13 protein-coding genes are annotated in these 13,057 nt (G+C 59.1%); 1 reads left to right on the forward strand and 12 read right to left on the reverse strand.

Annotation, left to right across the window (positions count from 1 at the left end; all coding sequences use genetic code 11):
- Positions 1-82 precede the first annotated feature (82 nt).
- The 5 genes from WHJ28_RS06430 to WHJ28_RS06450 all read right to left on the reverse strand — a co-directional run bounded on the left by WHJ28_RS06430 (position 83) and on the right by WHJ28_RS06450 (position 5,823).
- Complete coding sequence (locus WHJ28_RS06430; RefSeq protein WP_340040789.1) at positions 83-1,309, reverse strand: ABC transporter permease; 1,227 nt, start codon at positions 1,307-1,309, stop codon at positions 83-85.
- Positions 1,306-2,061, reverse strand: coding sequence for an ABC transporter ATP-binding protein (locus WHJ28_RS06435; RefSeq protein WP_340040791.1), 756 nt, complete (start codon positions 2,059-2,061; stop codon positions 1,306-1,308). Before WHJ28_RS06435 ends, WHJ28_RS06430 begins: the two co-directional genes overlap by 4 nt.
- Before the next feature lie 3 nt (positions 2,062-2,064).
- Positions 2,065-3,729: an efflux RND transporter periplasmic adaptor subunit gene (locus WHJ28_RS06440; RefSeq protein ID WP_340040793.1), complete on the reverse strand. Its 1,665-nt coding sequence runs from the start codon at positions 3,727-3,729 to the stop codon at positions 2,065-2,067.
- A gap of 15 nt (positions 3,730-3,744) precedes the next feature.
- Positions 3,745-4,362, reverse strand: a complete 618-nt coding sequence (locus WHJ28_RS06445) for a TetR/AcrR family transcriptional regulator (protein WP_340040937.1) — start codon at positions 4,360-4,362, stop codon at positions 3,745-3,747.
- Between the two features lie 264 nt (positions 4,363-4,626).
- Positions 4,627-5,823 carry an acetate/propionate family kinase gene (locus tag WHJ28_RS06450; protein ID WP_340040795.1) on the reverse strand — a complete coding sequence of 399 codons (1,197 nt, stop codon included), beginning with the start codon at positions 5,821-5,823 and terminating at the stop codon, positions 4,627-4,629.
- A 171-nt stretch (positions 5,824-5,994) separates the two neighbouring features.
- On the opposite strand from WHJ28_RS06450, the gene WHJ28_RS06455 reads away from it, so the two are divergent.
- Positions 5,995-7,161 (forward strand): tRNA(Met) cytidine acetate ligase, encoded by a 1,167-nt coding sequence (locus tag WHJ28_RS06455; protein WP_340040797.1) that lies wholly within the window; start codon positions 5,995-5,997, stop codon positions 7,159-7,161.
- Positions 7,162-7,201: 40 nt separating this feature from the next.
- Here the strand turns inward: WHJ28_RS06455 and rsfS are convergent, their stop codons facing one another.
- From rsfS to ftsY, 7 genes are read right to left on the reverse strand one after another with little or no spacing between them, the layout of a single operon-like run.
- Positions 7,202-7,564, reverse strand: a complete 363-nt coding sequence (gene rsfS, locus WHJ28_RS06460; RefSeq protein ID WP_087266931.1) for a ribosome silencing factor — start codon at positions 7,562-7,564, stop codon at positions 7,202-7,204.
- A 12-nt stretch (positions 7,565-7,576) separates the two neighbouring features.
- On the reverse strand, positions 7,577-9,088 hold the full coding sequence (locus tag WHJ28_RS06465) for an LCP family protein (RefSeq protein ID WP_340040803.1): 1,512 nt from the start codon (positions 9,086-9,088) through the stop codon (positions 7,577-7,579).
- Between the two features lies 1 nt (position 9,089).
- On the reverse strand, positions 9,090-10,298 hold the full coding sequence (yqeK, locus tag WHJ28_RS06470) for a bis(5'-nucleosyl)-tetraphosphatase (symmetrical) YqeK (protein ID WP_340040805.1): 1,209 nt from the start codon (positions 10,296-10,298) through the stop codon (positions 9,090-9,092).
- Between the two features lie 20 nt (positions 10,299-10,318).
- Entirely contained in the window at positions 10,319-10,642 is a 324-nt protein-coding gene (gene yhbY / locus WHJ28_RS06475) for a ribosome assembly RNA-binding protein YhbY (RefSeq protein ID WP_340040807.1), read from the reverse strand.
- Complete coding sequence (locus tag WHJ28_RS06480) at positions 10,626-11,225, reverse strand: XTP/dITP diphosphatase (protein WP_340040809.1); 600 nt, start codon at positions 11,223-11,225, stop codon at positions 10,626-10,628. Before WHJ28_RS06480 ends, yhbY begins: the two co-directional genes overlap by 17 nt.
- A 3-nt stretch (positions 11,226-11,228) precedes the next feature.
- Positions 11,229-11,930: a ribonuclease PH gene (gene rph, locus WHJ28_RS06485; protein WP_340040811.1), complete on the reverse strand. Its 702-nt coding sequence runs from the start codon at positions 11,928-11,930 to the stop codon at positions 11,229-11,231.
- A 15-nt stretch (positions 11,931-11,945) separates the two neighbouring features.
- Positions 11,946-12,845, reverse strand: a complete 900-nt coding sequence (ftsY, locus tag WHJ28_RS06490) for a signal recognition particle-docking protein FtsY (RefSeq protein WP_340040813.1) — start codon at positions 12,843-12,845, stop codon at positions 11,946-11,948.
- Positions 12,846-13,057 lie beyond the last annotated feature (212 nt).

The raw sequence follows: 13,057 nt of genomic DNA on the forward strand, positions 1-13,057 counted from the left end.
TCTCCTTCCTACGGAAACGGGCCTTCGTTACCGTAAGTATATACCCCCTGAAGGCAGGAGGCAAGAGGTTCATCCCCAAGCGTCAATCGTATCGCAGCGCATCGATGGGGTTCAGTTTGGCCGCCTTGTTGGCAGGCAGGTAGCCGAACAGGACGCCGATGCCCACCGATACGCCAAAAGATACCAGGATGCCGCTGAGATTGGGAATGGCGGCAAAGCCCTCGGCGTCGCTCATCACCGCCCCCACTATCACAGTAAACAGATTGGCCAGCAGGATACCCAATAGGATGCCGATTACGCCGCCGATGGCGGAGGTGGTACCTGCCTCAATGATAAACTGGCTGCGGATGTCCCGGCCCTTGGCACCCAGAGATTTTCGAATGCCGATCTCCCGGGTGCGCTCGGTCACCGATACCAGCATAATATTCATAATGCCGATGCCGCCTACCACCAGGGAAATCGCGGCGATGACCACCAGAATGGTCATGAGCACGCCCAGCATGGAGTCCATCATTTCCATCATTTCCGCCGAGGTCATAACGAGATAGGCGCTGCTGTCCCCATAGATCCGAAAGAGCATATTCTCAATAACGCCCTTGGCGGCGGAGGAGGTATCCTTGCTGGTGCTGGTGACCAGATAAGAATTCATTCCAATGCCGCCGCTGGCGGCATTGATTTGCTCCACCAGCCCGTAAGGCAGATAGATCTGATCATCGCCGCTGCCCTCGGTGGAATCCGCCTTCTGGGCCAGCGTACCAATGACAGTATAGGGTACGCCCCCTATGGTCAGTGTCTGTCCCAGGCCCTGACCTCCAAACATATCCTCATTGAGGTAGCTGCCGATCACACACACCTTTTGATTCTTTTCCACATCCACATAGCTGAGAAAGCGCCCCTCCTTCAGCTTGTCACCGGTGGCCGTCTGACCCTTCTGGCTGTTGTACATGGTTTCACTGACGCCGTAGACTTTGGTGCGCTCATACTCCTGTGCGCCCTGCCGGACAATGGTGGTGGCGCTGAGATAGGGGCTCACCGAATCGATGTACTGTGGGTATTTCTCTGCCAGTGTGTAAAAATCATCCGGCCCGGCTTCCCGGTTTCCACCGTAGGAATAGATCCCCACCTGGATCATATTGACGCCGACCTGCTCAAACTGGCTGTTCATGTACTGCTGCATCCCATTGCCCAGGGAGACAATGACGATGACTGCCGCCACGCCGATGATGATACCCAGCATGGTAAGCAGCGCCCGCACCTTACTGGTCATTAGGCTTTTGATGGCCAACCGGAAGGATTGCCCTATCTTCATAGATTCAGCACCTCCCTGGCTCCGCCGAGCTCCTCCTCCAGCTCGGGCTGGACCACGGCTTTAGGATCACGAGCGTCTCCGTCATAGATGATCCGGCCGTCCTGAAGGCGGACAATACGTTTGGCCCTTACTGCAATAGAGTTATCATGGGTGATGAGGACCACGGTATCTCCCTCGGCGTTCAGTTTCTGAAGGAAGCCCAACACCTCCCGGCCGGTACGGGAATCCAGCGCGCCGGTGGGCTCGTCGGCCAGGATCACCGAGGGATTTCCCGCCAGAGCACGGGCAATGGAGACCCGCTGCTGCTGACCGCCGGAGAGCTGGCTGGGCAGGTTTTTCCGTTTATCCACCAGCCCTACCCGCTCCAGAGCCTGGAGGGCCCGCTCCCGGCGCTCGCTGCCAGGTACGCCGGCATACAGCAGAGGCAGCTCCACATTTTCCAGTACATTGAGCTTGGGTATGAGGTTATACTGCTGGAAGATAAAGCCCAGCATCTTGTTGCGGATCTCGGCCTGCTGGTCATCGTCCATGGTGGACACATCCACCCCGCCCAAATGATAGGTGCCGGAGGTGGGCACATCCAGGCAGCCGATGATATTCATAGCGGTAGACTTGCCGGAGCCGGACTGACCCACGATGGCCACAAATTCCCCCTGATCCACCGTCAGGGAGACGCCGTCCAGGGCGTGGACGGTCTCCTCCCCCATCTGGTAGATTTTATAGACGTCTTTGAGTTCAATGAGGTGTTCCATGGCTTAACCCATCCCCATCATAGCTTCCATCATATTGGACCCCTGGGGACTGGGGGCCAGGATCACTTCCCCCGCCTCCAGACCGTCCACGATCTCGATGTAGCTGTCGTCGTTGCGGCCCAGGGTGACCTGCCGTGCCTCCGCGGCGGTGATGTCCACCACGTTTCCTTTTTCATCCAGGCACTCAGGGGTAGCCACCAAAACAGTGTTCCCCCGCTCCACAGCTTCCACCGGAAGGACAAGCACATTGCCCACCTCTTCCACAATGATCTTGGCGGAGACGTTCATACCGGGATACAGCTCTTCAGGGGAGCCGTCCACCAGAACCGTGACCGGATAGCTGGTGTGTCCGCTGGCGGTGGTGCCGTTGATGTTGATCTTATCCACCACGCCGGTGAAGCTCTGCCCATCCAGGGCGTCGGCGGTGATCTCCACCTTCTGACCCACCTGGATCTGGCTGATATCCTGCTCGTCGATATCCATCTCAAAGGTGAGCTGGGAACGGTCATAGATCACGGCGGGATAGGTCACGGTCGTACCGGAGTTTGACATTCCGCTGATGTTATCTCCCACATCCAGATTCTTTTCAATGACCTGGCCGTCAATGGTAGAAGTAATAGTATAGTCATCCAGCTTCTCCTGGGCATTTTTCAGGGAGAGCTGAGCATTTTCCAGAGCGATCCTGGCATTCTCGATCTGGGTGTCCAGATCCGCTTCGGCAATCACGCCGATGACCTGCCCCGCACTGACACGGTCCCCCTCTTTCACATGGAGCACATCCAGGTCGCCGGAGGCCTTGGCCGTGATCTGAGCGGAGGCGGCATAGGTAAAGTTGGAACTGGCCGCGCAGGCTGCGCCGCCAATGGAGGCGGTACCCTGGCTGGTCTCAGACAGCACACCCGGGTTGTTGACCTGAATGGTTACCTGGCGCACCAAAGTGCCGCCCGCTCCCACCTCATCGGTGGCGGCGATCTCAGCCACTGTACCGGTCAGGGTGGAACCGGTGCCGTTCACTGTCACCGTGGCGGTCTGTCCCACATAGAAGCCGGCGGCGTCCGCCCCATGGAAGGGTACCTTCAGCTTCATGTGATCCCGGTCCAACACATCGGCGATCACAGTGCCCGCCGTAACAGTGTCCCCCTGCTCCACGTGCAGCTCGGTGATGACTCCGGCGTCCTTGGCGGTGATGTTCCGATCCTTCTGGTTGTCGCTCCGGGTCTTGAGCAAATCATCCAGGGCCAGCTGGGCCGAACGGACATTGAGGTGGAGCTGCTCAATGTTGTTTTCCACATCCTTGGCGTCGATGCGGAAAAGTACGGCGCCCTTATGTACCGTCTGACCTTCCTCAAAGGGAGCCTCCAGGATCTCGCCGCTGACCAGGGTAGTTACCTTGTAGGACTGGATGGGCTCAATGGTGCCGGTACCCGACACGGACACCGTCATATTCTGCATGGAGGCCGTGTAAGGCAGATAGGCGCTGCTGATGATCTGTTTGCCCGCACCCATACAGCGGGAGAGCATAAAGACAATGATCGCCGCGATCACCGCCAGAACGATCACCCGCTTGACCCACTTGCGCTTCTTTTTGGGCGCCTTGAACTCCGGGAGCTTCTTCTGCTCCTCCTTCGGCGCCACTGTGGTTTCCGATTTTACTTGGGTTGCTTCCATGGTCGTTTCTCCTTTTCATTGCTGTCCCCAGCCGGGCGCGGCCTCTTTGGCCGCCACACCTCGCTGTAAGATCCCCAGAATACGGATCAGCCTGGCTCTGGCCTGCTCCACACCACCATCCTGCGCTGCTGTCAGCATGGTCCCCGCTACCGCGGAGATCAGCAGATGAAACAGATCTGGCAGATCGGTCTCGCTGCGCAGATCCAGCCGGGACAGCTCGATCTTGTCCCGCAGGCGGTCCACAATGGCGCAGGGCCCCTGTCGACTGAGGATGAGTCCCGGCTGGAGCCGCTGATTACGGCGGAGTATCCCCGCCATCTCCCGGAAGTTGTCGCTGTTCCGGTTGGCCTGCAAATAGTCAAACAGGTCCAGAAAGGCCTGAAACAAATCGCCCCCATCCCGGTCCAGCCATTCCTCCACCTGTTCCACCAACTGCTGGCCATAGGACTCCATGAGATAGTGGAACAGGTCCTCCTTATCGGTAAAGTACATATAGAAGCTGCCCCTTGGAATACCCGCATCCCGGATTATCCGGTTGATGGAGGCATCCTCATAGGGCACCCGAACAAATTCCGCCCGGGCCGCCGCCAGCAGCCGCTCCCGTTTTTCTGCCGGCAGATGGAAAAAAGTCATACTTGGCACAGTGGTTCCCTCCAGACCTGACAACCTGTCGCATTATCTTAATCCGACAACCTGTCATATGTCAACAGGGCGGGAACAGAATTCACAATTTGTTCCCAACCACTTCGCTGGATAGCATAACAGACCCGTCTCAAATCTTCCATAAAAAAAGGATGAAATTTTTCTAAAAAATCACAACCGATGGCAGCCCTTCCATTTTTCATGCAAAAGGGGCGCTGCACAGCAGCGCCCCTTTGAAAAGATGCTTTGTTTTTCTTACTTGCCCACGATGGCGGCAGTATCCATGGCGATCATAAGCTCCTCATCGGTGGGGATGAGCAGGACCTTTACCTTGGAATCGGCGGCGGAAATAACCTTCTCCTTGCCCCGGACATTGTTGGCCTCGGCGTCCATCTTTACGCCCATGAACTCCAGACCGGAAGCAGCAGCCATACGGGTGTTGGCATCGTTCTCGCCCACGCCGGCGGTGAACACGATGGCGTCCACACCGCCCATAGCGGCGGCATAGGCGCCGATGAGCTTCTTCACGCCGTACTGGAAGGCCTCCAGAGCCAGAGCAGCCTGCTGGTTTCCGTCATTGGCAGCATTTTCAACATCGCGGAAGTCGGAGGACACGCCAGAGATACCCAGCACGCCGGACTTCTTGTTGAGGACATTCATCATTTCCTTCATGTCCCAGCCATATTTGTTCATCAGGTACTCCATGATGCCGGCGTCCAGATCACCGGAGCGGGTGCCCATGGGCAGACCGGCCAGGGGGGTGAAGCCCATGGAGGTGTCCACGCTCTTGCCACAGTCCACAGCGGCCACGGAAGAGCCGTTGCCCAGGTGGCAGGTGATGATCTTCAGCTCCTCAATGGGCTTGCCCAGCATAGCGGCGGCACGCTGAGACACATAGCGGTGAGAGGTGCCGTGGAAACCATAGCGGCGGACCTTGTCTTTCTCATAGTACTCGTAGGGCAGAGCATAGATGTAGCTCTTGGCGGGCATGGTCTGATGGAAAGCGGTGTCAAACACGCCCACCATGGGCACGCCGGGCATGACCTGCTCACAGGCCTTGATACCGGTGATGTTGGCGGGGTTGTGGAGCGGGGCCAGGGGGATGCACTCCTCCAGAGCGGCCATGACCTCATCGGTGATGCGCACGGAGCCGGCGAACTTCTCGCCGCCGTGGACCACGCGGTGACCCACAGCATCGATCTCAGAGGCGCTCTTGATCACACCGTGCTCGCTGGAGAGCAGAGCGTCCAGCACAGCCTGAATGGCCTCGGCATGGGTGGGCATGGGGATCTCAAACTCATACTTGGCGTCCTTGGCGGGGACCTTGTGGGTCAGGCGGCCGTCGATGCCGATGCGCTCACACAGACCTTTGGCCAGCACCTCTCGGGTGCCGGGGTCCATGAGCTGATACTTGAGGGAAGAGCTGCCAGCGTTGATGACCAGAACTTTCATCGTTCCATCTCTCCTTACTTTTCCTGATAAACTATGGCTTGAGAGCCAGGCGTTCCCGTAGTACAATAACAGAAACATATCGGTTTTATTTTATCCCTTTTTGACACAAAGAACAACCCACATTTTTACTGAAAGGGAGAAAAATTTTACTCTTGTTCTGGAGGAAAAGCCATGAGGGCCGTCGGCATCGTTGCGGAATACAATCCATTCCATCTGGGTCACGCCTGGCACATCGCCCACACTCGCCGCCTGTTGGGGGAGGACCGTCCCGTGGTGTGCGTTATGAGTGGCCACTGGGTCCAGGGGGCGGACTGCGCCGTTACGGACAAGTGGACCCGGGCGGAGTTTGCCCTGAAGGGGGGCGCCGATCTGATTTTGGAACTTCCCACCCCCTGGGCCATGTCTTCGGCTGAGACCTTTGCCCGTGGGGCGGTATCTATTCTTGCCGCTACCGGGGTGGTGGATACTCTCTCCTTCGGCAGCGAGTGCGGCAGCACTGATGAACTGCGCCATGCGGCGGAGGCTCTGGATTCCCCAGACTATCCGGCCAGACTGCGGGCTGCTCTGGACAGAGGGTTGTCCTTTCCAGCCGCCCGGCAGGAGGCTGCAAATTGTTCCTGCCTGTCCACCCCCAACAACAACCTGGGGGTGGAGTACCTGCGGGCGCTCCGCCATCTGAACGCCTCCATGGAGGTGGTGACGATATCCCGCCGGGGGGCGGAGCACAACGGAAGCCAGACGGTGGAGGGTTTTGCTTCCGCCACCCAGATCCGCCGGCTGCTGCGGGCGGGGCGGTACCAAGACGCCGCCCCGCTGGTCCCCGCAGGCACCCTGGAGCAGCTTGGGGCAGCCTCCTCCCTGTCCCATATCGAGCGGGCCATTTTGGCCAAACTGCGCACCATGGATGCTGAACAGTGGCGCATCCTACCTGACAGCGGCGCGGCGGAGGGCCTTCCGGAACGGCTGATCCACGCCGCCCGACAGGCTTTCTCCCTGGATGAATTCTATTCCCTGGCCAAGACCAAACGGTACACCCATGCCCGGCTGCGGCGGCTGGCTCTGTCCGCCTTTTTGGATCTAACGACAGACCGCCCTGTCCTCCCCCCTTACGTCCGGGTGCTGGGGTTCAATGGCCAGGGGCAGGTGTTGCTGAAGGACATGAAAAAACGCTGCACTCTGCCCATGCTCACCAAGCCCGCCCATGCCAAAATCCTTACCGGCCCCGCCCGGCAGCTCTTTGAGGCGGAGGTCCGGTACACTGACCTATATGGGCTGTGCTTCTCCACCCCAAAGCCCTGTGGGCTGGAATGGACCTCCACCCCAGTCATCATGAAATAAAAAAGTGTCGCGGGAATTCCCGCGACACTTTTTTATTGCTTTAGTTTTCAGTGAGCACACCGGACAGATCCACGGGGGTAGCATCGCTCCACAGGCGCTCCAGATCGTAGAACTCTCTGGCCTCCTCATTGAAGATGTGGACCACCACGGAGGAGAAATCCAGCAGGATCCAGATGCCGCCCCGGTGGCCCTCCACATGGTGGGGGGGCTCGCCGGCATCCTTCAGCTCCTTCTCACAGACATCGGCCAGGGCCTTGATCTGAGTGGTGGAGGTAGCGGAACACAGCACAAAATAGTCGGCCAGAGTGGTCAGATGACCGGTCTCCAGTACCTTGATATCCAGGCCCTTCTTGCTGTCCAGAGCTTTGGCGGCCAGCAGGGCAATTTCCTTGGGTGTTAACATAAAATCTCTCCTTTATTCCACAGGCGGCATTCCCGGGCCAATCTCCGGGGTCGGTTCCGGAGCGGGTGTGGCTGCCGGCGTAGGCGCTGGCGTAGGGGTGGGCACCGGGGTCGCAGACGGCTGAGCGCTTGCCACCGGGGTAGATGTGGGCACCGGGGTTGCCGAGGGCTGAGCACTGGCCGCCGGGCTGTTACTGGGCTTGGGGGTAGCAGTTACCTCCGGCTTGGGGGTACTGCTGGGCTTGGGGGTGGAGGTGCCGGAACCGCTGGAACTGCTCGAACCAGAGGAACCGGACGAACTGCCGCCCTGAGGCTTGGCAGCGTAGCTATCCTCCACATATCCTCTGGTGGAGGACAGGGACCCATCATCGTTCACACTCATCAGGTCCAGCTGATCCAGCCGGATGTCTTCCAAATAGGGATTAAAGTAGGTGTTGATCATCTCCAGGGTCTGATTCTGGATGGGGGTCACATAGGACTGCTTGTTGCCTACCGTCCGGCTGTATACCCAGGCGCCCTCACAAGGCAGAGTCATGAAGTTGACGTTCTCCATGCTCAGCCCGCCCAGAATGGCCTCCTGGGCAAACCAGGCCAGGTTATTCACGGTAAGGGTACCGCGGGTATCCACATTGTTAAAAAAGATCTGGGCCAGGGCGGGGATCTTGTCCACAGTCAGGTTGTTCAGACAGGTCTCGATGACCGCTTTCAGGAAATCCTGCTGGGTCTGAATGCGGCCCAGATCGCCGGAGGGATAGCCGCCGTAGACGATCAGCTTGCCGTTTTCAATCTTGTTGTTCTTCCGCCAGCGCAGCAGCTGCATGGCCTCGTCACCGTCGATCTCCTGGGGACCGGCTTTCAGATGGATGTAGAGATCCTGAGTGCCGTCATCATAATTCATATCATAGGGCACGTCAAACCACACCGGCCCGATGGCGTCCACCAACTCGCCCACAGCCTCCCATTCCACCACCATGGTGAAGTCGGGCTGGAATCCGATGAGGTAGGAGATCTCCTCCTTCAAATAGTCGATGCCGTCCTTGTCATACTTGGGAGCCCAGTTGTAGACGGAATTGATCTTCTTCACGTCCCAGGGCACATTGACCATGGTATCACGGGGAATATTCAGCACATTGAGCTGCTGGTTGGGAATGTCGTAGGACATGACCATAATGGTGTCGGTGTTGCCGCCGCCGCCGGTATCCCGTCCCACCACCAGGAAGGTGTAGAACTCCTCCTTCCGGTCGCCGGACAGTTTGGGTCCCGTCATCTCCATTCCGGCAGAGGCCTGAGCGTCGGGCGGGGTCACACTGGGAATCTGCGGCTTGACCACCAGGAGTTTATAAGCGACGAACAAAACCACAATCAGTGCAGCGATGACCGTCAATACAATAAAGAAAATGCGCAGCGCCTTTTCCTTTGGGGAGCGCTGGGGCTTCGGCTTTTTCTGCTTGGGGGCTTTGGGCGGCTTTTGCTCTTTCGCGAGCCGGGCGCCGCCGCGGCTGTTCTTTTTCTCTTCCGGGTTCATCTCAAGGTTCCTTTCTGCTGGATTTGCTCCTCAGCCAGTCCCTGGCCTGCAGCGTGTTGCCGTGGACCGGCAGGCCCCGGTCCTTCATCTCCTGAATACTCATCTCGCAGCCCAGCAGCACGGCCTGGTCCAGATCCTCATAGGCCAGCTTCCGCAGCTTATCCACACCGGGGAAATCCCGGTTGGGCTCCATGTAGTCGGCAATGTACAGAATCTTCTCCAGCAGCGTCATATCCGCTTTGCCGGTGGTATGCCAGAAAATCGCATTGTAAATATCGTCGCTCACTCCATACACATCCCGGGCCACACACGCCCCGGTTTTGGAATGGAGCAGCTTGACAGCACGCTGTTCCAAATCATCCAGTACGATACCATATTTATGGCATAATTGCAACTGCTCGTCCATCTCCAGATATTTTGTAATATCATGGAGGATACCCGCCCGGCGGGCCTTTTCTTCGTCGGCGCCCCAGCGGCGGGCCAGACGCACCGCCTCTTCTTCGGTGCCCCGAATGTGGGCGATCCGCTTGGCCCGGATCATGGAGCAGGCGCAGGCCCGCAGTTCCCGGTCAGGCAGCTGCTTGAGGTCATAGTGAACACCGTAGAGTCCGTGACGGATGATATATCCATATACCGCCGGAGACAGATACTCCTGTCCCTCTCCCCGGGCCAACAGTTCCCGCAGCTGGGTGGAGGATACGTCTACAATATGGGGCAGCTGGAGCACACAGGTCTTGGCTCCAAGGGTCTTTTGCAGATACTCCGCCTGGATGTTCAGTGCCTCGCCACTGTCGCTCTGGGTACGGGCAAAGGTACATACCCCCGCCAGGCGGGTGATCCGCTCCGGCTCCCGCCAGTTCTGCAGGGTAAGAAACATATCGGTACCCATCATCAACCACAGTTCCGCGTCGGGATGCTGTGCGTGGAGCTGCTCCAGGGTATCGGCCGTATAACTCTTCCCGGGCCGGGTCAACTCCAGATCACTCACCCCGATCTGGTCAGGCAGCAGCAGGCTGTCTGCTGCCAACTCCACCATAGCCAGCCGTTCCCGGGGGCCGGGGCTGCCCTCAGGCAGTTGCTTGTGGGGCGGCAGCGCCGCTGGAACAAACTGTAAACGGTCCAGTCCCAGCACGTCCATTGCCGCCTGAGCCGAGGTCAAATGCCCCAAATGGGGTGGATTGAAGGTCCCGCCATAGATGCCCAGCTTCATGACCATGCCCCCCTCGTTTATTATGCTTTGCGCTTTTTGTCCGATACCAGAATGATCTTGTCTTTCTTATCCTTTTTGTGGGTTGGACGATACAGAACAAATTTTGTTCCGATCACCTGCACCACATCGCTGCGGGTAACAGCGGCCAGTTCCTCCGCCGCCTCCCGGCTGGTGAGCATACAATTCTCCAGCACTTTGCCCTTGATGAGTTCCCGGGCCTCCAGCGCGTCGTCAGCCTGCTTCACCAGGTTGTCGCCGATGCCGTCCTTGCCTATGTGCAGGATGGTGTCAATGCTGTTGGCCAGGCCCCGCAGCTGGGCCCGCTGTTTACTTGTCAATTCCATTCAGATAATTCTCCAATTCTGTTTTAAATTTATTCAGTGCATTTCCCCGGTGGGAAATGGCATTCTTCTCTTCTGCGGTCAGTTCCGCAAAGGTCTTTTTCAGTCCCGGGATAAAGAACACCGGGTCGTAGCCGAAACCGCCCTCGCCCTTGGGGGCGTAGGCGATGGTGCCGGTGCACTCTCCTCTGGCCTCCACCTTGTCCCCATTGGGGAAGCAGCAGCAGATGGCGGAGACAAATTTGCCCCGCCGGTCCAGCTGGCCCCGCAGATTCTCCAGCAGCAGCTTGTACCGCCCCACGTCGTCCAGCTCGGGACCGCCGTAGCGGGCGGAGTACACGCCGGGGGCACCACCCAGAGCGTCCACACACAGGCCGGAGTCGTCGGCAATGGCGGGCAGGCCGGAGGCCTCACATACCGCATGGGCCTTCAGCCAGGCATTCTCCTCAAAGGTAGTGCCCGTCTCCTCCACATCCACGTCCACGCCCACTTCGGACTCCAGCACCACGTCCACCCCCAGCTGGGAGAGGATGGTCTTCATTTCCACCAGCTTGTGGGCGTTCTTGCTGGCCAATACCATTTTCATGTCTCAGCCCTCCAGTACGTTTTTCTGGATGGTCTGGAGCTGGGCGATGCCCTTGGCGCACAGATCCACCAGAGCCCGCTGCTCCTCCAGCGTGAAGGCCCGGCCCTCGCCGGTCCCCTGGAGCTCCACCAGTCTGCCGTCCCCAGTCATCACGCAGTTCAGATCCACCTGAGCGGAGGAGTCCTCCTCATAGCACAGGTCCAGCAGCAGCTGGTCATCCACAATGCCGGCGGACACCGCAGCCACCTGATCCACCAGAGCGTCAGCAGCACCCACCTTCTTCAGTGCCAGGGCCAGGGCCACATAGCCGCCGGTGACGCTGGCGGTACGGGTGCCGCCATCCCCCTGGAGCACGTCGCAGTCGATGGTTACAGAGCGCTCACCCAGCTTTTTCATATCCACGCAGGCACGGAGGGACCGGCCCACCAGCCGCTGGATCTCCGCCGAGCGGGGAGACAGCTTCAGCTTGGACACGTCCCGCTTGGACCGCTCCCGGTTAGCCCGGGGCAGCATGGAGTACTCGGCGGTGACCCAGCCCTCCCCCTCGGGAACGTGGGGCGGAGTGCGCTCCTCCACGCTGGCGCAGCACAGCACCTGGGTGTTGCCGCAGCGAATGAGGCAGGAACCCTCGGCAAATCTGTTGAAATTAGGAATGATCTCTACAGGCCGCAGCTGGTCCGCCGCCCGTCCGTCAATTCTGGCCATATCAGATAACCTCCCTTAAATCAGCGCTTCCACAAAGGCCTCCGCTTCAAAGGGCATCAGATCGTCAATGCCCTCGCCTACGCCGATGTACTTCACCGGCACCTGGAGCTCCTGAGCGATGGCGATGACGATGCCGCCCTTGGCGGAGCCGTCCAGCTTGGTGAGGACGATACCGGTGATACCGGCAGCCTCCTTGAACTGCTTGGCCTGGATCAGGCCGTTCTGGCCGGTGGTGGCGTCCAGCACCAGCAGAGTCTCCCGGTCGCAGCCGGGCAGCTCCCGGTCCACCACCCGGGAGATCTTGTTGAGCTCGTTCATCAGGTTCTGCTTGTTGTGCAGCCGGCCGGCGGTGTCGATGAGGATGACATTGGTGCCTCTGGCCTTGGCGGCGGTGAGCGCGTCAAAGACCACGGCGGCGGGGTCGGCCCCCTCATGCTGGCGGACGATCTCCACCCCGGAGCGCTGGCTCCAGATCTCCAGCTGGTCGGCGGCGGCGGCCCGGAAGGTGTCGGCAGCAGCCATCAGCACCCGCCTGCCCTCCCCCTTCATTTTGGCGGCCAGCTTGCCGATGGTGGTGGTCTTGCCCACGCCGTTCACACCGATGAACAGGGCCACCGAGGGGGTGGTGGTGAGGTGGAGCTCCGGCTCGCCCACCTGGAGCATCTCGGTGAGCACCCGCCGCAGGCAGGCCCGGGCGGAGTCCATATCCTTGATTTTCTCCTCCTTCACCCGGCGGCGCAGCTCTTCCACCGCCTTCAGGGTGGTGTCCACGCCCATGTCGCCCAGGATCAGGGTCTCCTCCAGCTCGTCGTAGAAGTCGTCGTTGAGCTCACCGGCAAACAGCTGGTCGATGGAGTGCCCGATGTTCTCCTTGGTGCGGGTCAAACCCGCCTTGATCTTTGCAAAAAAGCCCATATTGATTTTGGTTCCTTTCGGTTGTTGATAAAACTGCCGCCTTATTTGATATGCAGTTCTTTTTCCACATCGTTCAGGTTGATGGTGAGCATCCGGCTGATCCCCCGCCCAGCCAAGGCTGGGCGGGGACCCCTTGATTTTACTCAAATCGCCGGAAATGAATCCCGGCGATTTCAAGGTTTTTCCCCAGGGCAAAACACTTGACGGCGCAA

Source organism: Flavonifractor porci (assembly GCF_037572415.1).
GTDB lineage: Bacteria > Bacillota > Clostridia > Oscillospirales > Oscillospiraceae > Flavonifractor > Flavonifractor porci.